A 17,405-nucleotide genomic window follows, 5' to 3' on the forward strand; every position below is an offset into this window, starting at 1 on the left:
CCGTCAGGACGCCTGCTGCTCGCCGACAGGCGTTTCACGGCCGCCCGGCGCTTCGCGGTTCCTGAGCGGCCTGGTCGCCTGCTTGTACAGGCACGACGGCAGCCCCGCCGTCGTGTCGGCCGTCGGGTCGGCCGCCTGCCGGCGGTAGGCGCTCGGCGACATGCCGACCAGCTCCGTGAAGCGGGTGCTGAAGGTGCCCAGCGACGAGCAGCCGACCTCGAAGCACACCTCGGTGACGCTGAGGTCGCCCCGGCGCAGCAACGCCATCGCGCGCTCGATGCGGCGCGTCATCAGGTAGCCGTACGGCGACTCACCGTAGGCGGCCCGGAACTCGCGGCTGAGGTGCCCGGCCGACATGTGCACGCCGCGCGCGAGCGCCTCGACGTCCAGCGGCTGTGCGTACTCGCGGTCCATCCGGTCGCGGACGCGACGCAGCGCGGCGAGGGTCCGCAGGCGCTGCTCCTCGGGCGTGGAGTGGTTGGATCGCACACCCGCATCATCCCCAACCCCTTCCCGGCCCGTCCACTCCCGTGCCCGCCCCGAAGAGCGGTCCGCCTCCCGGGAACGGGCCAGTTGCCGGGCGCGGGCCGCGACGAAGGACCTGGCCGGTGACGTGGTGAGACACATCGGGGTCAGCCGCCGACGTAGGCGGCGAGGTGCTCACCGGTGAGGGTGGAGCGCTCGGCGACCAGGTCGGCGGGGGTGCCCTCGAAGACGATCCTTCCGCCGTCGTGGCCCGCGCCGGGGCCGAGGTCGATGATCCAGTCGGCGTGCGCCATGACCGCCTGGTGGTGCTCGATGACGATGACCGACTTGCCCGAGTCGACGAGCCGGTCGAGCAGGCCGAGCAGCTGCTCCACGTCGGCGAGGTGGAGGCCGGTGGTCGGCTCGTCGAGGACGTAGACGCCGCCCTTGTCGCCCATGTGCGTGGCCAGTTTCAGCCGCTGCCGCTCGCCGCCGGACAGCGTGGTCAGCGGCTGGCCGAGGGTGAGGTAGCCGAGTCCGACGTCCGCCATGCGCTCCAGGATCCGGTGGGCGGCCGGGGTCGCGGCCTCGCCGCTCGCGAAGAACTCCTCGGCCTCGGTCACCGACATCGCGAGCACCTCGCTGATGTCCCGTCCGCCGAGGTGGTACTCCAGCACCGACGCCTGGAACCGCTTCCCCTCGCAGTCCTCGCAGGGGGTGTCGACGCCGGCCATCATCCCGAGGTCGACGTAGATGACCCCGGCGCCGTTGCAGGTGGGGCAGGCGCCCTCGGAGTTGGCGCTGAACAGGGCCGGCTTCACGCCGTTGACCTTGGCGAACGCCTTGCGGATCGGGTCGGCGAGCCCGGTGTACGTCGCCGGGTTGCTGCGCCGCGAGCCGCGGATCGGCGTCTGGTCCACCGAGATCACGCCCTCCGGCGCCGGAATGGACCCGTGGATGAGGGAGCTCTTGCCGGAGCCGGCGACGCCGGTGACCACGCAGAGCACGCCGAGCGGGATGTCGACGTCGACGCTCTGGAGGTTGTTCGTGGTCGCGCCGCGGATCTCCAGCGTGCCGTTGGCCTTGCGCACCGTGTCGCGCAGCCTGGCGCGGTCGTCGAGGTGGCGGCCGGTGACGGTGTCGCTCGCCCGCAGGCCCTCGACGGTGCCCTCGAAGCAGACGGTGCCGCCCGCCGTGCCGGCGCCGGGGCCGAGGTCCACGACGTGGTCGGCGATGGCGATGGCCTCCGGCTTGTGCTCCACGACGAGCACCGTGTTGCCCTTGTCGCGCAGGCGCAGCAGCAGGTCGTTCATGCGCTGGATGTCGTGCGGGTGCAGGCCGATGGTGGGCTCGTCGAAGACGTACGTGACGTCGGTGAGCGAGGAGCCGAGGTGGCGGATCATCTTGACGCGCTGCGCCTCGCCACCGGACAGGGTGCCGGCGGACCGGTCGAGGGAGAGGTACCCGAGGCCGATCTCCGTGAAGGAGTCGAGGGTGTGCTGGAGCGCGGTGAGCAGCGGCGCCACGGTCGGCTCCTTGAGCCCGCGGACCCATTCGGCGAGGTCGCGGATCTCCATGGAACAGGCGTCGGCGATGCTGACCTTGCCGATCTTCGAGGACCGGGCGCCCTCGCTGAGCCGGGTGCCGTCGCACTCGGGGCAGGTGGTGAAGGTGACCGCGCGCTCCACGAAGGCCCGGATGTGGGGCTGCATCGACTCCTTGTCCTTGGACAGGAACGACTTCTGGATCTTGGGGATCAGGCCCTCGTAGGTGAGGTTGATGCCGTTGACCTTGATCTTGGTGGGCTCGCCGTAGAGGAAGGCGTGCATCTCCTTCTTGGTGTACCGGCGGATCGGCTTGTCCGGGTCGACGAAGCCGGACTGGGCGTAGAGCTGCACGGTCCACTGGCTGTCCGACTTCCAGCCCGGGATGGTGAACGCGCCCTCGGACAGCGACTTGGAGTCGTCGTAGAGCTGGGTGAGGTCGATGTCGGAAACCGAGCCGCGGCCCTCGCAGCGGTTGCACATGCCGCCGGTGCGCTCGAACGTCGCTTTCTGGGCCTTGGTCTTCGCGCCGCGCTCCACGGTGATCGCGCCGCTCGCCCGGACCGAGGCGGTGTTGAAGGAGTACGCGCTGGGCGGGCCGATGTGGGGCTTGCCGAGGCGGCTGAAGAGGATGCGCAGCATCGCGTTGGCGTCGGTGGCGGTGCCGACGGTGGAGCGGGGGTCGCCGCCCATGCGCTGCTGGTCGACGGTGATCGCGGTGGTGAGGCCGTCCAGGACGTCCACCTCGGGGCGGGCCACGTTCGGCATGAAGCCCTGGAGGAACGCGCTGTACGTCTCGTTGATCAGCCGCTGCGACTCGGCGGCGATCGTGTCGAACACCAGCGAGCTCTTGCCCGAGCCGGAGACGCCGGTGAAGACCGTCAGCCGGCGCTTGGGGATCTCGATGCTGACGTCCTTGAGGTTGTTCTCGCGCGCGCCGTGCACGCGGATCAGCTCATGGCTGTCGGCGGCGTGTGGCGCGGGCGGCTGCGCGTCCGTGCTCGTGGCCCTGGCCCTGGCCCTGCTCATCGTGTGCTCTCCCTCCGGTGGGTGGCTCAGGCCCGCTGCTGGATTCGGATCATGTTGCCCGCGGGGTCCCGGAAGGCGCAGTCGCGGACCCCGTACGGCTGGTCGATCGGCTCCTGGACGACGTCGGCGCCGCCGGCCTGCACACGCTCGAACGTCGCGTCGACGTCGGGGGTGGCCAGGACGATGCCGCCGTAGGTGCCCTTGGCCATCATCTCGGCGATGACCTTGCGCTCGTCGTCGGTGACGCCGGGGTCGGCGGCCGGGGGAGTCAGCACGATGGAGGTGGTCGGCTGGCCGGCCGGTCCTACCGTGATCCAGCGCATGCCGCCGTAGCCGACGTCGTTGCGTACCTCGAAGCCGAGGATGTCGCGGTAGAAGCCGAGGGCGGCGTCCGGATCGTCCTGCGGAAGAAAGCTGGCGTGAATCGAGATGTCCATGGCCGTCACGCTAGCGGCGGGTGGGGGGCCGCGCTTCTCGATTCCTGACCGCTCTTTCCTCGCCCCCGCCGCCCCTACCCGTCCCGTCCCTGGGGGCTGCCGCCCCCAGACCCCCGCTTCGGCCCGAAGGGCCTCGTCCTCAAACGCCGGACGGGCTGAAAAACCAGCCCCTCCGGCGTTTGAGGAGCGGGGTCTGGGGCGGAGCCCACAGAAGGACGGGACGGGTAGGGGCGGCGGGGGCGAAACCCCTCCCGGCCCAGCCGTCAGCCGACCCCCCGCGCCTCGATCCCCCGGAAATGCACAGCCATCGCCCGCTGCGCCCCCTCCACGTCCCGCGCCCGCAGCGCGGTGACGATGTCGCGGTGCCGGCGGGCCGTGAGCTCGGGCGACGGCGCGTCGGGCCGGCCGCGGGCGCCCGAGACACGCCGGAAGACCGTCCAGAAGGCGGCAAGCAGCTGCGGCACCAGGTCGTTGCCCAACGAGGCGTACAGCAACTCGTGGAACTCACGGTCCAGTTCCGGGAACGAACGCCCCGCACGGCCGGCCTCCTCCATCCTCGCCACCACCCCCTCCAGCCGGTCCAGCTCCCCCTCGGTGACCGTCGCCGCCACCCGCCGGATCAGCCCCTCCTCCAGCACCTCCCGCACCTGGAGGATCTCGGCGAGCGCACCGGAGTCGTCATGGTCGTGCCGGGCGAGCGTGCGGAAGGTCAGCCCGTCGATCAGCGGGGTCAGCGAGGCCTGGCCCACGTACGTGCCGTAGCCGTGCCGGATCTCCACGATGTCCAGGGCCTGGAGCGCCTTGAGCGCCTCACGGACGGAGTTGCGGCTGACGCCGAGGTCCTCCATGAGCTCGGCCTCGGTGGGCAGCAGGGCGCCGGCCTGGAGCCTGCGGTCGATGATCAGCTGCATGACCTTGCGCTGGATGCGGCTGTTCCTGGACTCCTCGGACGTACGGCTGTTCCTGGGCTGCCCGGGCATGCGGCGCATGCTACGCGCAGCGGACGTCCCACATCCCATGTCTGCCCGATCCGCAGCTGACAGGCGGTCAACTCGCGCCATTTCACAGCACCATTGGTCCGACCTGTGGCAGATGCGCCATTCGTGTGAGATCCCTTGACCGCCCCCACCACCCCACCTATGGTCGCGCTGACCGTCAGGACGTAGGACGTCGTATCTCCTCACACCACCCACCGCAGGAGGAACCGTGCGCGACGTGACCCACGACGTGCCGGCGCTGCACCGCCGGTCGTTCCTGAAGTACACCGGCGCGCTGGGCGCGGCCGCCGCCGTCTCCGCGTCGCTGTCGGCCTGTTCGTCGGGGCCGGAGTCCACCAACGAGACCGGCGGGGGCGGCGGCCAGAACCGGACGCTGACCGCGGTGATCGGCTACGGCAACGACGGCAGCTGGGACCCCACCCAGACGGCGTCCGCCTTCTGCATGGCCGCCAACAACCACATCTACGAGGGGCTCCTCGACACCGACCCGATCTCCCGGGAGCCGTACGCCGCGCTCGCCACCCAGGTGCCGGCCGACCCGAACGCCACGTCCTGGAAGTTCACCCTGCGCGCCGGCGCCAAGTTCCACGACGGCAAGCCGGTCACCGCCGACGACGTGGTCTTCGTCTTCGACCGGATCCTCGACCCGAAGACCCAGACCCTCGCCAAGGGCTTCTTCGCCAGCTGGCTGAAGGAGGTCCGGAAGATCGACGCCCAGAACGTCGAGCTGGTGCTCAAGTTCCCCTTCCCGGACGGGATCTCGCGGCTCACCCTGGCCAAGATCATGCCGAAGCACGTCTTCTCCCAGCCGGGCGCCTGGGAGGACGCCATCAAGGGCAAGGCGATCGGCTCGGGGCCGTACCGGCAGACCGCGCACCACCCGAAGTCCAACACCACCTTCGAGGCGTTCGCCGACTACAACGGGCCGCGCAAGCCGGCCTTCAAGAAGATGAACTGGCTGACGATCGTGGACGCGGCGCCTCGCGTGGCCAGGATCTCGGGGGCGAGTGCCGGCGCGCAGATCGCGGACAACATCCCGTACGCCAACATCGGTCAGCTGGAGAGCAGCGGACTCACGGTCGCGGGCGGCGCCGGGATGAACAACCTCTTCCTGATGTTCAACACCAAGCACAAGCCCTTCGACGACGTACGCGTCCGCCAGGCGCTGCACTACGCCATCGACACCGAGAAGATGATCGAGGTCGCGCTCAAGGGGCACGGGAAGCCGTCGAGCTCCTTCCTCAACGAGGCCAACCCCAGCTACCGGCGGGCGAAGACCGTCTACGACTACGACCCCGACAAGGCGAAGGCGCTGCTGAAGGAGGCCGGGGTCAGCGGGCTGGAGATCGAGATCCTCGCCGTGAACGTGAGCTGGATCGTGGACTGTCTGCCGACCGTCAAGGCGTCCTGGGACTCGATCGGTGTCGAGACCACCCTGTCCCCGCAGGAGACCACGGCCGTCTTCACCAAGATGGACCAGAAGCAGGACTACCAGGTCGTCGCCGCCGCCTCGAACCCCAACCAGTTCGGCCTCGACGCCGACCTGATCATGCACTACAACTACGGCCCCGAGAACCTGTGGATGCAGTACACGCGGTGGGCCGGCGACTCCGTCGCCAAGGCGCTCTTCAAGGACATGGACCGGGCGACCCAGGAGCCGGACGCCGACAAGAAGAAGACGATGGTCCAGGACTACATCGACGTCGTCGCCGAGCAGGCCGTGCTCTACCCGGTCGTCCACAACGAGCTGATGACGGCCTGGAACCCGAAGCAGCTCACCGGCATAAGGGCACAGCCGTATCCCGGCATCAACCTCCTCCAGGCCAAGTGGTCCTAGGCCCCAGGAGTCCCTGAGTGGTCACCGTCGTCCGGATCCTGGCCCGTCGCGTCGCGCTGCTCGTGCCGCTGATGCTGGGCATCGTGCTGTTCGTGTTCCTGGTGATGCGGTTCTCGGACGTCGACCCGGCGTCCGCGTTCTTCCAGGGCGCCAACCCCACCGCCCAGCAGCTGCACGACTTCCGCGAGGAGAACGGCCTGCTGGATCCCCTCCCCGTCCGCTACGTCGCCTTCATCGGCGACCTGGTCCACGGCGACATGGGCACCAGCGCCCTGACCCGTGCGCCGGTCGTCGACCAGGTCATGACCGCGCTGCCGCTCACCCTCCAGCTCACCTTCCTGGGCCTCGGCATCGCGGTCGTCCTGTCGCTGCTCGGCGGCGTCACGGCGGCCATCTACCGCGACCGCCTGCCCGACCAGATCATCCGCGTCGTCTCCCTCACCGGGGTCGCCGCCCCCGGCTTCTGGCTGGCGCTGCTGATGATCCAGTACCTCGCCGTCGACCTCGGCTGGTTCCCGACCGGCGGCTACATCAACCCGGCGGACTCCTTCACCGGCTGGCTGAAGACCATGACCCTGCCCGCTTTCGCGCTGTCGCTGCCGGTGGCGGCGCAGCTGACGCGGATCGTGCGGACGGCGGTGGTGGAGGAGCTGGACAAGGACTATGTGCGCACGGCGATCGGCAGCGGGCTGCCGCCGGTGGTGGTTGTCGGCCGGAACGTCCTGCGCAACGCGCTCATCAACCCGCTGACCGTCCTCGGCCTGCGGGTCGGCTATCTCCTCGGCGGCGCGGTCGTCATCGAGACGATCTTCTCCCTCCCCGGGATGGGAAAGCTGATGATCGACGCCGTGAAGAACGGTGACCCGGCGGTCGTCCAGGGCGTCGTCCTGACGACGGCGACCGGGTTCGTGGTCGTGAACCTCGTCATCGACATCCTGTATCTGCTGGTCAACCCGCGACTGCGGGAGGCGACGTGACGTTCAACCGCAAGCGTCTGGCCGAGGCGCTGTCCCGGCCCGGCATCCGGCTGCGCGGCTGGCGCAAACTGCCGCTGCTGTCGAAGGTGGCCGTCTGCTTCCTGGCCGTCGTGGTCCTGATGGCACTGTTCGCGCCGCTGCTCGCGCCGCACGACCCGCTCGACCAGCAGGCCCCCGTCGACGGCACCGGACACCCGTCCGCCGAGCACTGGATGGGCCAGGACAGCCTCGGCCGGGACATCCTCAGCCGGCTGATGTACGGCGCCCGCTGGTCGCTGGCGATCGGGCTCGGCGCGACCGGGCTCGCGCTCGTCGTCGGCGCCCTGATCGGCGCGATCGCGGCGACCTCCCGCAAGGCGGTCGACGAGACGCTGATGCGCTGCCTGGACGTGGTGATGGCGTTCCCGGGCATCGCGCTGGCCGCCGTGCTGGTCGCGGTCTTCGGCGGCGGGATCACGGTCCTGATCTGCGCGATCGCCTTCCTCTTCACCCCACCGGTGGCGAGGGTCGTCCGGGCGAACGTCCTCGACCAGTACGGCGAGGACTATGTGACGGCGGAACGGGTGATCGGGGCACGGACGCCCCACATCGTGCTGCGGCACGTGGCGATCAACTGCGCCGCCCCGGTGCTGGTGTTCTGCACGGTCCAGGTGGCGGAGGCGATCGTCTTCGAGGCGTCGCTGTCCTTCATCGGCGCGGGCGTCCGGCCGCCGGACCCGTCCTGGGGCAGTGTCATCGCGGACGGCAAGAACATGGTGCTGACCGGGGGCTGGTGGGCGACCGTCTTCCCGGGCCTGCTGATGCTGGTGACCGTCCTCTCCCTGAACATCCTCTCCGAGGGCGTGTCGGACGCGTGGGCGGCGCCCTCGGCGCGCGAGGTCGACGTACGGGACGCCGAGGACCGGCTGGAGGCTCCGGAGCCGGGCAGCGGCGAGGTCCTGCAGCTGCCGGGGCTGGCGGAGGCGGCGGTGCGGCTGCGGTCGAGGGCGCGGCCGTTGCCGGACCGGGCCGGGCAGCCGGTGCTGGCGGTGGAGAACCTCGCCATCGGCTTCGAGGGCCGGCACGGCGGCGTGGACATCGTCGACGGGATCAGCTTCGAGGTGCGGCCCGGTGAGGTGCTGGGCCTGGTCGGCGAGTCGGGCTGCGGCAAGTCGCTGACGGCCCTGGCGGTGATGGGCCTGGAGCCGAAGGGCGCCCGGGTGCGCGGCCATGTCCGGTTCAACCAGCGGCAGTTGATCGGCGAGCCGATGCGTGTACGGCGACGGCTCCTGGGCCACGAGATGGCGATGATCTACCAGGACGCCCTGTCGTCCCTGAACCCGGCGATGACGATCCGCTCGCAGCTCAAGCAGGTCGCACGCCGCGGCGGCCGCCGCACCCCCCACGCACTCCTGACGCTGGTCGGCCTCGACCCCGAACGCACCCTGCGCAGCTACCCGCACGAACTCTCCGGCGGCCAGCGCCAGCGCGTCCTGATCGCCATGGCCCTGTCCCGCGACCCGAAGTTGATCGTCGCCGACGAGCCGACGACCGCGCTGGACGTCACCGTGCAGGCGCAGATCATAGAGCTGCTGCTGAGGCTGCGGGAGGAGCTGGGCTTCGCCCTGATCCTGGTCTCGCACGACCTGGCGCTGATCGCGGACGTCACCGACCGGGTGGTCGTGATGTACGGCGGCCAGATCGTGGAGACGGGCGTGACCGCCGACCTGGTGGAGGCGCCGGCGCACCACTACACGCGGGGCCTGCTGGGCAGCGTGCTGTCGCTGGAGTCGGCGCAGGAGCGGATGACGCAGATCAAGGGCGTGGTCCCCTCCCCCGCCGACTTCCCCGCGGGCTGCCGCTTCGCGGACCGCTGCCCGCTGGCGAGCGAGGTGTGCCGGACGACGGCCCCGGACCTGGTGGGCCCGGCGACGCATACGGCGGCCTGCCACCACCCGGCGGTGGTGCTGGCACCGACGGACCGCTCCGAAAGCGGGGTCGTCCAGTGAACGCGAGGGGAGTCGTCGGGTGAACGCGCTGGTGGAGCTGTCGGACGCGCACGTCGTGCACAAGGCGCGCAGCGGCGGGCTGTTCACCCGGGACAAGGTGTACGCCCTGACCGGCGCCGATCTCGTCATCGCGCCCGGCGAGACGGTCGGCGTGGTCGGCGAGTCGGGGTGCGGGAAGTCGACGCTGGCGAAGGTGCTGGTGGGAGTGCAACGGCCGACGGCGGGGACGGTGGCCTTCCGCGGACGCGACCTGTGGACCATGACCCCGGCCGAGCGCAGGACTGCGGTGGGTGCCGGCACCGGGATGATCTTCCAGGACCCGTCGACGGCGTTGAACCGCCGCCTGCCGGTCCGGCAGATACTGCGGGACCCGCTGGATGTGCACGACCGAGGGACGAAGTCCCAACGCGAGGAGCGTGTCAGGGAGTTGATGTCCCTGGTCGGCCTCCCGCGCGCCCTCACCGACGCGCTGCCCGGCCAGTTGTCGGGCGGTCAGCGCCAACGCGTGGCGATCGCGCGGGCATTGGCCCTGGACCCCGACCTGGTGGTGGCCGACGAGCCGACGAGCGCGCTGGACGTGTCGGTCCGCGCCCAGATCCTGAACCTCCTCCTGGACCTGAAGGAGCGGCTGGGCCTGGCCCTGGTCTTCGTCTCGCACGACATCCAGACGGTACGGCGGATGAGTGACCGTGTGATCACGATGTACCTGGGCCGGATCGTCGAGGAGGCCCCGGCGGCCGATGTCACCGACGGCTCCCGGCACCCGTACACCCGCGCCCTCTTCTCCGCGACGCCCGGCCTGCTGGACCCCATCGACCCGATCCCGCTGACCGGCCCGGTGCCGTCGGCGACGCGGCCGCCGAGCGGGTGCCCGTTCCGGACGCGGTGCTGGAAGTCGGACGGCGTGTGCGCGGACGTGATGCCGGACTTCTCGGCCGCGTCTCGCCCGGAGCATCGTTACAGGTGTCACCATCCAGTGGAGGAGGGCGAGGCCACCCGCGACCTCGTACGGCAGAGTCACCTTTCCAAGGAGCCTTGATGACGTTCCCCACCCCGCTCACCGGTGTCGTCCCGCCCGTCTGCACGCCCTTGACGCCGGACCGCGAGGTGGACGTCCCCTCACTGCTCAGGCTGGTCGACCACCTGGTGGAGGGCGGGGTGCACGGTCTGTTCGTGCTGGGTTCGTCGTCGGAGGCGGCGTATCTGACGGACCGGCAGCGCAGGCTGGTGGTGGAGGCGGTGGCCGGACATGTCGCGGGGCGGCTTCCGGTGCTGGCGGGTGTGATCGACATGACGACGCCGAGGGTGCTGGACCATGTGCGGGCGGTCACCGCCGCCGGTGCCGACGCGGTGGTGGCGACGGCGCCCTTCTACGCCCGCACCCACCGTGCCGAGATCGCCCGTCACTACCGCCTGATCGCGGCGGGCTCCCCGGTGCCGGTCATCGCGTACGACATCCCGGTCTCCGTCCACACCAAGCTCCCCGCCGACGTGATCCTCGACCTCGCCGCGGAGGGCGCCCTGGCGGGCCTGAAGGACTCCAGTGGCGACCTCGCCGGGTTCCGCGAGGTCGTCACCGGCGCCCGCGGCCGGCCCGACGTGCGGGGCTTCAGCGTGCTGACCGGCTCGGAGCTCGTCGTCGACGCGGCGCTCGCGATCGGTGCCGACGGGGCGGTGCCGGGTCTCGCCAACGTCGATCCGCACGGCTACGTCCGCCTCGACCGGCTGTGCCGTTCCGGCGACTGGGAGGGGGCGCGGTCCGAACAGGAGCGGCTGTGCGCGCTGTTCGGCCTGGTCACCGTGGGCGATCCCGAGCGGATGGGGGGCGGTTCTTCGGCGCTGGGCGCGTTCAAGGCGGCGCTGCATCTGCGGGGGATCATCGACTGCCCGGCGACGGCGGAGCCGCAGGTGCCGCTGGCGCCGGAGGAGGTGGAGCGGGTGGGGAAGTATCTGGCATTGGCGGGGTTGCTGTAAGGAGGGTTTTCGCCCCCGCCGCCCCTACCCGTCCCGTCCCTGGGGGCTGCCGCCCCCAGACCCCCGCTTCGGCCCTGAACGGGCCTCGTCCTCAAACGCCGGACAGGCTGAATTCAGCCCCTCCGGCGTTTGAGGAGCGGGGTCTGGGGCGGAGCCCCAGAAGGACGGGGAGGGTAGGGGCGGCGGGGGCGAGAAACCCTCCCCGCCCGCGCCCGCTACACCAGATCAGCCACCCCCACCCGGCGAAACTCGATCGTCTCGTACGCCCCCGCCACCCCCGTCTCGTACAGAATCCCCACCGCATGCCGGTCGAGCGGCACCAGATCGGAGTACGCCGCCCGCTGCTGGGACAGCGTCAGCGCCTTCGTGAAGGTGGCCCCGCCGTCCACGCTCCGCCACACGGCCATCGCCTGCCGCGCGGTCGGAACCGAGGGCCCGGAGAAGAGCAACGGGGCGCCGGCGCCGGGGAGTTGGAGGACGCTCGCCTCGACCACGGGGACGTCGTTCAGAGAGGGCTGGACGGCGTACGGGAGGTCCAGCGTCTCGCCGCCGTCGCTGGAGTACGCGTCGAGCCGGTTCCCCGCTTCCGTACCGAGCTGATCACGCGAGTTGAAGTACACCCTGCCGTCGGGAAGTTCGGCCGCCGTCGACTCGTTGGCGTTGCCGCGACCGTCGTAGGAGTCGTCCACGAACCCCGTGCGCCAGGTGAGCCCTGCGTCGTCGCTGTAAATGGCGTGCCCGCCGTAGTACTTGGGCTCCTGCCCGGTGTCGGACGAGCCTGGCCCGGGCGCCACCGAGTGGTTCGAGGGGACGACCAGCCGCCCGGCGTGCGGCCCCTTCCTGAGGGCGATCGCGTGCCCCGGCCCCGTCGCGTACCAGCGCCAGTTCGCCGGCTTCACCTGCCGCGTGATGTCCCGGGGTGAGGAGAAGCGCCGGCCGTCGTCCAGGCTCCGCTGTACGAACACCCGCCGGCTCTCCTGAGGCGTCGCCTCGCCCCGCATGATCTCCGCCTCCGTCACAGCACCGCTGTTGTAGGAGGTGACCAGCACCACCGTGCCCGTGCGCGGATCCACCACGGGCGCCGGATTGCCCCGCGTGTCCCCGTCCCCGGCGGCGACCAGCGTCAGCGGGCCCCAGCTGCAGCCGCCGTCGGTGGAACGTCTGAGGACGACATCGATGTCGCCGGTGTCCCCCGCACCGTCGTGCCGGCCCTCGGCGAAGGCCAGGACCGTGCCGCGCGGGGTCGTGATGGCCGCCGGGATGCGGTAGGTGTCGTAGCCGCCCTCCCCCGACACGTAGGGGACGGAGGACGTGCAGCCGGCGTCGCCCGCCGAGGCGTTGCCGGCCGTGGTGAGGGGGGCGGTCAGGAGTACTGCGGTGACTAGGAAAGTACGACTGAGCGTGCGACTCAGGATGGTCATCGAGTTCCCTTGAGTTCCCTTGACGGGGTGTCAGCATTGACCTGTCCGTCACAGGTTCCCCGGTGTCACCATCCCTGACTCATACGCCACGATGACCAACTGCGCCCGGTCCCGAGCCCCCAGTTTCCCCATGATCCGGCTGACGTGGGTCTTCGCCGTCAGCGGGCTCAGCCCCAACGCCTCCGCGATCTCCGTGTTGTTGAGGCCGCGCGCTACCAGCGTCAGCACTTCGCGTTCACGTTCGGACAGGTATTCGGGTCCCCCGGCAGTGGGCGCGGAGGGGCTGCGCAGGAACCGCTCGATCAGCCGTGCGGTCGGCCCGGGGGACAGCAGCGATTCACCCGCCGCCACCGTACGGATGGCGTCGAGGAGTTCGGCGGGCCGGGTGTCCTTGACGAGGAATCCGGAGGCGCCGGCGCGCAGCGCGTCCACGATGTTCTCGTCGGTGTCGTAGGTGGTGAGGACCAGGATGCGCACCCCGGCCAGGTCCTCGTCGGCCGCGATGAGCCGGGTCGCCTCGATGCCGTCCAGGTCGGGCATCCGGATGTCCATCACGACGAGGTCGGCGCGTGCGCTGCGGACCAGTTCCGCGGCCTGGCGGCCGGTGCCCGCCTGGCCGACGACCTCCATGTCCGGGGCCGACTCGACCAGCATGGCGAACGCCTCCCGGACGAGCGTCTGGTCGTCCGCGAGCAGGACGCGGATCATCGGTCACCTTCCCCGTCCGTTCCGACAGTTCTGACGGGCAGTACGGCCGTCACCTGGAAACCCCCCTCGTCGCGCCGTCCGGCGTCGAGTGTGCCACCCACGCTGCGGGCCCGTTCCCGCATGCCGACGAGGCCGTAGCCGGGGGCCGCCTCCGCGCCCTCCGCGTACCCGCCCTCGTCGGTGACCGACACGCGCAGGGCGCCCTGCTCCTCGTACAGTTCGATGTGTACGGCGGGGTCGGGCCCCGCGTGCCGTACGACGTTCGTCAGCGCCTCCTGCACGATGCGGTAGGCGGCCGCGCCCACGGCGGGCGGCGCCTGGCTCACCCGTACCGCCGACTCCACCCGCGCCCCGGCCAGCCGCGCCGCCTCCACCAGGTCCGGCAGGCCGTCGAGTCCGGGCAGCGGGCCGCGTGCCTCGCCGGCGACCCCCTGCTCGCGCAGCACGTCCAGCGTCGTACGGAGTTCGCCGCGTGCCGTGCGGCAGGTCCCGGCGATGTCGTCCAGGGCCTTCGCGACGGCCTCGCGGTCCAGCCGCTCGGGGTCCGCGGCCAGGACATGGGCGGCCACCGAGGTCTGCACGCCGATGAGCGTGATGCTGTGGGCGAGCAGGTCGTGCAGGTCGCGGGCGATGCGCAGACGTTCCTCGGCGACGCGGCGGCGGGCCTCCTCCTCGCGGGTGCGTTCGGCGCGTTCGGCGCGTTCGACGATGGCGGCGACGTACTGGCGGTAGTAGCGGACGTCGATGCCGCAGAAGAGGAACGCGAAGACCCAGCCGGAGATCCGCAGGAGCTCCAGCGTCCCGTCGGGGTTGCTGAGGGAGTTGAGGAGCAGTGTCACGCCGAGGACGGCGGCGCCGGTGAGCAGCGTGCGACGGACCGTGCCGGTGGCCGCGACCGTGTACAGCACCACCATGGTCGCGAAGATGGGCGCGGCGTGGTTGTTCTCCAAGGCGTGGTACGGGGAGATGCAGACCATGACCGCGAGCAGGACCAGCACCGGACGGTGGCGCCGCCATACGAGGGGGACATGGGCGGCGAGCAGCAACGTCCAGCCCAGCGCGTCGGGCCGGAGCGCCTTGTCGCCGAGCAGGGCGATCGCGGTGGCGAGGGCGGCCCACGCCACGGCCAGCAGGGCGTCGTTGCGGGTTCGGTGGGGGGCGGTCAGGGGGTCGCGGTTGATGGCCGCCATGACCCGCTCGCCGATGCGGGGGCTGTCCGCCGCCTTCGTCGTCTGCTGCACCGGCTCATCCTCCGCCACGCGGGCGCCCCTCCGGGAGGGGAGGGACGCCCTGACGGTGCGCGGGAGGCTCACACCGGCTCCGGCTGGCGTTCCCGCCGGACCGGGGGCTGCGGCGCCCGGGACAGCCCGCCCGGCCACCACACCTTGCGGCGCAGCGCGACGCTCGCGCTGGTGACCAGGTAGGTGCGGACCAGGAAGGTGTCGAGCAGCACGCCCACCGCGATGACGAAGCCCAGCTCGACGAGGGGGACCAGCGGCATGTTGGTGAGCACCGCGAAGGTGGCGGCGAGGACGAGCCCGGCGGAGGCGATGACACCGCCGGTCGTACGCAGCGCGGTGAGCGCGGCCGTCGCGGGTTCGGCGCCGTTCAGGCACTCCTCGCGCATCCGGTGCATCAGGAAGATGCCGTAGTCGACGCCGAGGGCCACCAGGAACACGAAGGACAGCAGGCCGAGTCCCGGGTCCGTGCCCTCGAAGCCGAAGAGCGGCCCGAAGACGAGCCCGCCGATGCCGAGCGCCGCGCCCCACACCGCGACCACGGCCGCCACCAGGATCAGCGGCGCCACGAGCGAGCGCAGCAGGGCGACCAGGATGAGCAGCACGGACAGCAGCACGATCGGCACGACGACCAGACGGTCCCGGGCGTTGGTGTCCTTCAGGTCGATCTGCTCGGCGCTGGGCCCGCCGACGTAGGAGCCGTGGAGCTTGTCGCGCAGGGCCTCGATGGTGGCCGTCTCGCCGGCCGACTGGGGTGGTGCGGCGGCGAGGACGGAGATCTCGGTCCAGCCCTCTGCGGTACGTCCCTTCTGCGCGCTGTCGACGCCCCGGGTGCCGCGGATCGACGTGAGCGTCTCGGCGAGGCGGTCTTGCGGCGTGATGACGCTGATGGGCTGGGTGCCGCGCTCGGGGTAGGCCTTGGCGAGCGTCTCCATGGCGGCGACCGCGTCGGGCTTGCTGGTGAAGGAGTCCTCCTGCTTGAGGCTGCCGGGCAGGTTCAGCACACCGAGGGCCAGTGCGCCGAGCAGGACGGCGCCGCCCGCGAGGACGGTGAGGGGCCGGCGTCCGGCGGAGCTGCCCATCGCGGTGAACAGGGACCGGCGGGCCTTGGGCGTGCTGCCGTAGCGCGGTACGAGCGGCCAGAACACGCGCCGGCCGAGCAGCACGAGGATCGCGGGCAGCAGGGTCAGCATGGCGGCGAGCGCGCACAGCACGCCGACGGTGCCGAGGGGGCCCATGCCCCGGCTGGAGTTGAGGTCGGCGGCGAGCAGGCACAGCAGCCCGGCGGCGACGGTGCCGGAGGAGGCGAGCACGGCGGGCCCGCAGCCCTTGAGCGCGGCGACCATCGCGTCGTACGGCCGCTCGACGCGCCGTAGCTCCTCGCGGTAGCGGGAGACGAGGAGCAGCGCGTAGTCGGTGCCCGCCCCGAACACGAGGATCGTCATGATCCCGGAGCTCTGGCCGGAAACAGACGTCCCGAACCCCTGGTTGAGGCCGTAGGCGACGCCCATCGACAGATAGTCGGCCACGCCCGCGACGGCGAGCGGCACGAGCCACAGGAACGGGCTGCGGTAGATGAGGATCAGCAGCAGGGCGACGACGCCGGCGGTGGTGTAGAGCAGCGGTCCGTCGAGCGAGTTGTAGACCTCGCTCGCGTCGGTGGCGAGCGCGCCCTCGCCGCCGACGTCGACACCGAGCCCGTCTTCGCCCTTCGCCATGTCCCGTACGGCGTTGACCAGTTCGTCGCGGGCCTCCTCGTCCTGGCCCGGCTCGGTGCTGGCCACCGGGTACATCAGGGTGGTGCCGTCCCGGGACGGGATGCCCTGGGGTTCGCCGGTGAGCTTGTGGGCGCTCGCGATCCGGTCGATCTGCTCGGCGGCGGTGGCCTTGTCGGCGGCGGTCAGGCCGCCGTCGCGGTGGTAGACGACGACCATCTCGGTGGCCTCGCCGCCGGGCAGCCGGTCCTGGATCTTGGCGACCTGCGTGGAGTCGGCGCTCGCCGGCAGGTAGTCGATGGCGCGGTCGCGCTGGACGTCCGCCAGCTTCGACGCGAACGGTGAGGCGAGCGCGAGCACGGCGATCCACAGCCCGAGCACGAGCCAGGGCACGGCACGCCTGCGCAGCACTGCTTTCCTTACGGCCCCCATCTGACGGGCCTCCCTCCGGTCCGGATGTCTGGGTCGGTTCCAGACTCCCGGCGCGGCGGGGCCGATTCGTCGGACGGAAGGGCGAGTTGGGGGCTACTGCCGGGGGCGGTGCGCTGCCCCGATTACTCCCTGGGGAGTACCGCGGGACGCGGCACCTGAGTATCCGTACTCAGGCACCGGCGCCGTTTTCCGGGAAGGCTGGCCCCCATGACTGCCCCGACCGGCCTCCCGCACTTCCGCGGCGCCAATGTGCCGCCCCCGCCCGGCGGACGCGGGCAGCTGCCCGTCGCCGGGGACATCGCCCTGGCGGTCGGACTGCTCGTCCTGGACGTTCTCGGGGCCGTCGTGGCCTTCGTGCTCGGCATCGAGGTCAGCGGCGACTGGAAGCCGTTCGATCCGGGTGCGGACAACTCCGACGTCACCTTCACGTTCAATTGGCTCTACGTGGGCATCGCAGGCGGCATCGTGCTGCTGACCGCCGCGCTGCTGTGTCTGCTCCGGGCCGTCGTCAGCGCCTCGCTGCAGGTGCTCGCCGGGATGGTCGTCGTGGTCCTCGCGGTGAACGGCGCGCAGTTCGACAAGCGGCACGAGGACCGGGCCCGCACGGCCGTGTCCGCCCCCGCCGCGTACCGCTGAGCGTCC

14 protein-coding genes are annotated in these 17,405 nt (G+C 71.3%); 6 read left to right on the plus strand and 8 right to left on the minus strand.

The window, feature by feature from the left end; all coding sequences use genetic code 11:
• Window positions 1–3 precede the first annotated feature (3 nt).
• From EJ357_RS15070 to EJ357_RS15085, 4 genes are all read right to left on the minus strand, one after another.
• Window positions 4–414 carry a helix-turn-helix transcriptional regulator gene (locus tag EJ357_RS15070; RefSeq protein ID WP_126399505.1) on the minus strand — a complete coding sequence of 137 codons (411 nt, stop codon included), beginning with the start codon at window positions 412–414 and terminating at the stop codon, window positions 4–6.
• Window positions 415–632: 218 nt separating this feature from the next.
• Entirely contained in the window at window positions 633–3,038 is a 2,406-nt protein-coding gene (locus EJ357_RS15075) for an ATP-binding cassette domain-containing protein (RefSeq protein WP_126392113.1), read from the minus strand.
• A 26-nt stretch (window positions 3,039–3,064) separates the two neighbouring features.
• Window positions 3,065–3,475, minus strand: a complete 411-nt coding sequence (locus EJ357_RS15080) for a VOC family protein (RefSeq protein ID WP_126392114.1) — start codon at window positions 3,473–3,475, stop codon at window positions 3,065–3,067.
• Between the two features lie 263 nt (window positions 3,476–3,738).
• The gene (locus EJ357_RS15085) at window positions 3,739–4,455 is read right to left on the minus strand and encodes a FadR/GntR family transcriptional regulator (protein ID WP_228473070.1); all 717 of its coding nucleotides are present in this window, start codon (window positions 4,453–4,455) and stop codon (window positions 3,739–3,741) included.
• A gap of 226 nt (window positions 4,456–4,681) precedes the next feature.
• On the opposite strand from EJ357_RS15085, the gene EJ357_RS15090 reads away from it, so the two are divergent.
• The 5 genes from EJ357_RS15090 to EJ357_RS15110 are packed head-to-tail and all read left to right on the plus strand — an operon-like array spanning window position 4,682 to window position 11,249.
• Window positions 4,682–6,310 carry an ABC transporter substrate-binding protein gene (locus EJ357_RS15090; protein WP_126392115.1) on the plus strand — a complete coding sequence of 543 codons (1,629 nt, stop codon included), beginning with the start codon at window positions 4,682–4,684 and terminating at the stop codon, window positions 6,308–6,310.
• A 17-nt stretch (window positions 6,311–6,327) separates the two neighbouring features.
• The gene (locus EJ357_RS15095) at window positions 6,328–7,287 is read left to right on the plus strand and encodes an ABC transporter permease (RefSeq protein ID WP_126392116.1); all 960 of its coding nucleotides are present in this window, start codon (window positions 6,328–6,330) and stop codon (window positions 7,285–7,287) included.
• On the plus strand, window positions 7,284–9,275 hold the full coding sequence (locus EJ357_RS15100; RefSeq protein WP_126392117.1) for a dipeptide/oligopeptide/nickel ABC transporter permease/ATP-binding protein: 1,992 nt from the start codon (window positions 7,284–7,286) through the stop codon (window positions 9,273–9,275). The genes EJ357_RS15095 and EJ357_RS15100 overlap by 4 nt, the downstream gene beginning before the upstream one ends.
• 19 nt (window positions 9,276–9,294) lie before the next feature.
• Window positions 9,295–10,314: an oligopeptide/dipeptide ABC transporter ATP-binding protein gene (locus EJ357_RS15105; RefSeq protein WP_126392118.1), complete on the plus strand. Its 1,020-nt coding sequence runs from the start codon at window positions 9,295–9,297 to the stop codon at window positions 10,312–10,314.
• Window positions 10,314–11,249 (plus strand): dihydrodipicolinate synthase family protein, encoded by a 936-nt coding sequence (locus EJ357_RS15110; protein ID WP_126392119.1) that lies wholly within the window; start codon window positions 10,314–10,316, stop codon window positions 11,247–11,249. The genes EJ357_RS15105 and EJ357_RS15110 overlap by 1 nt, the downstream gene beginning before the upstream one ends.
• 215 nt (window positions 11,250–11,464) lie before the next feature.
• Here EJ357_RS15110 and EJ357_RS15115 read toward each other — a convergent pair whose 3' ends face one another.
• The 4 genes from EJ357_RS15115 to EJ357_RS15130 all read right to left on the minus strand — a co-directional run bounded on the left by EJ357_RS15115 (window position 11,465) and on the right by EJ357_RS15130 (window position 16,763).
• Window positions 11,465–12,670, minus strand: coding sequence for a sialidase family protein (locus tag EJ357_RS15115; protein ID WP_126392120.1), 1,206 nt, complete (start codon window positions 12,668–12,670; stop codon window positions 11,465–11,467).
• Between the two features lie 48 nt (window positions 12,671–12,718).
• The gene (locus tag EJ357_RS15120; protein ID WP_126392121.1) at window positions 12,719–13,378 is read right to left on the minus strand and encodes a response regulator; all 660 of its coding nucleotides are present in this window, start codon (window positions 13,376–13,378) and stop codon (window positions 12,719–12,721) included.
• Window positions 13,375–14,568 carry a sensor histidine kinase gene (locus tag EJ357_RS15125; RefSeq protein ID WP_228473169.1) on the minus strand — a complete coding sequence of 398 codons (1,194 nt, stop codon included), beginning with the start codon at window positions 14,566–14,568 and terminating at the stop codon, window positions 13,375–13,377. Before EJ357_RS15125 ends, EJ357_RS15120 begins: the two co-directional genes overlap by 4 nt.
• A 119-nt stretch (window positions 14,569–14,687) precedes the next feature.
• Window positions 14,688–16,763 (minus strand): MMPL family transporter, encoded by a 2,076-nt coding sequence (locus tag EJ357_RS15130; protein ID WP_126392122.1) that lies wholly within the window; start codon window positions 16,761–16,763, stop codon window positions 14,688–14,690.
• Between the two features lie 207 nt (window positions 16,764–16,970).
• Here EJ357_RS15130 and EJ357_RS15135 point away from each other — a divergent pair, with 207 nt between their 5' ends.
• Window positions 16,971–17,399, plus strand: coding sequence for a DUF6234 family protein (locus tag EJ357_RS15135; protein ID WP_126392123.1), 429 nt, complete (start codon window positions 16,971–16,973; stop codon window positions 17,397–17,399).
• Window positions 17,400–17,405 lie beyond the last annotated feature (6 nt).

This window comes from Streptomyces cyaneochromogenes (genome assembly GCF_003963535.1).
Classification (GTDB): Bacteria; Actinomycetota; Actinomycetes; order Streptomycetales; family Streptomycetaceae; genus Streptomyces; species Streptomyces shaanxiensis.

Bases quoted from the DNA above. Each gene is read 5' to 3' on its own strand.
- EJ357_RS15070 (WP_126399505.1), bottom strand. From the start codon at position 414: ATGGACCGCGAGTACGCACAGCCGCTGGACGTCGAGGCGCTCGCGCGC.
- EJ357_RS15075 (WP_126392113.1), bottom strand. From the start codon at position 3,038: ATGAGCAGGGCCAGGGCCAGGGCCACGAGCACGGACGCGCAGCCGCCC.
- EJ357_RS15080 (WP_126392114.1), bottom strand. From the start codon at position 3,475: ATGGACATCTCGATTCACGCCAGCTTTCTTCCGCAGGACGATCCGGAC.
- EJ357_RS15085 (WP_228473070.1), bottom strand. From the start codon at position 4,455: ATGCCCGGGCAGCCCAGGAACAGCCGTACGTCCGAGGAGTCCAGGAAC.
- EJ357_RS15110 (WP_126392119.1), top strand. From the start codon at position 10,314: ATGACGTTCCCCACCCCGCTCACCGGTGTCGTCCCGCCCGTCTGCACG.
- EJ357_RS15115 (WP_126392120.1), bottom strand. From the start codon at position 12,670: ATGACCATCCTGAGTCGCACGCTCAGTCGTACTTTCCTAGTCACCGCA.
- EJ357_RS15120 (WP_126392121.1), bottom strand. From the start codon at position 13,378: ATGATCCGCGTCCTGCTCGCGGACGACCAGACGCTCGTCCGGGAGGCG.
- EJ357_RS15125 (WP_228473169.1), bottom strand. From the start codon at position 14,568: ATGGCGGCCATCAACCGCGACCCCCTGACCGCCCCCCACCGAACCCGC.
- EJ357_RS15130 (WP_126392122.1), bottom strand. From the start codon at position 16,763: ATGGGGGCCGTAAGGAAAGCAGTGCTGCGCAGGCGTGCCGTGCCCTGG.
- EJ357_RS15135 (WP_126392123.1), top strand. From the start codon at position 16,971: ATGACTGCCCCGACCGGCCTCCCGCACTTCCGCGGCGCCAATGTGCCG.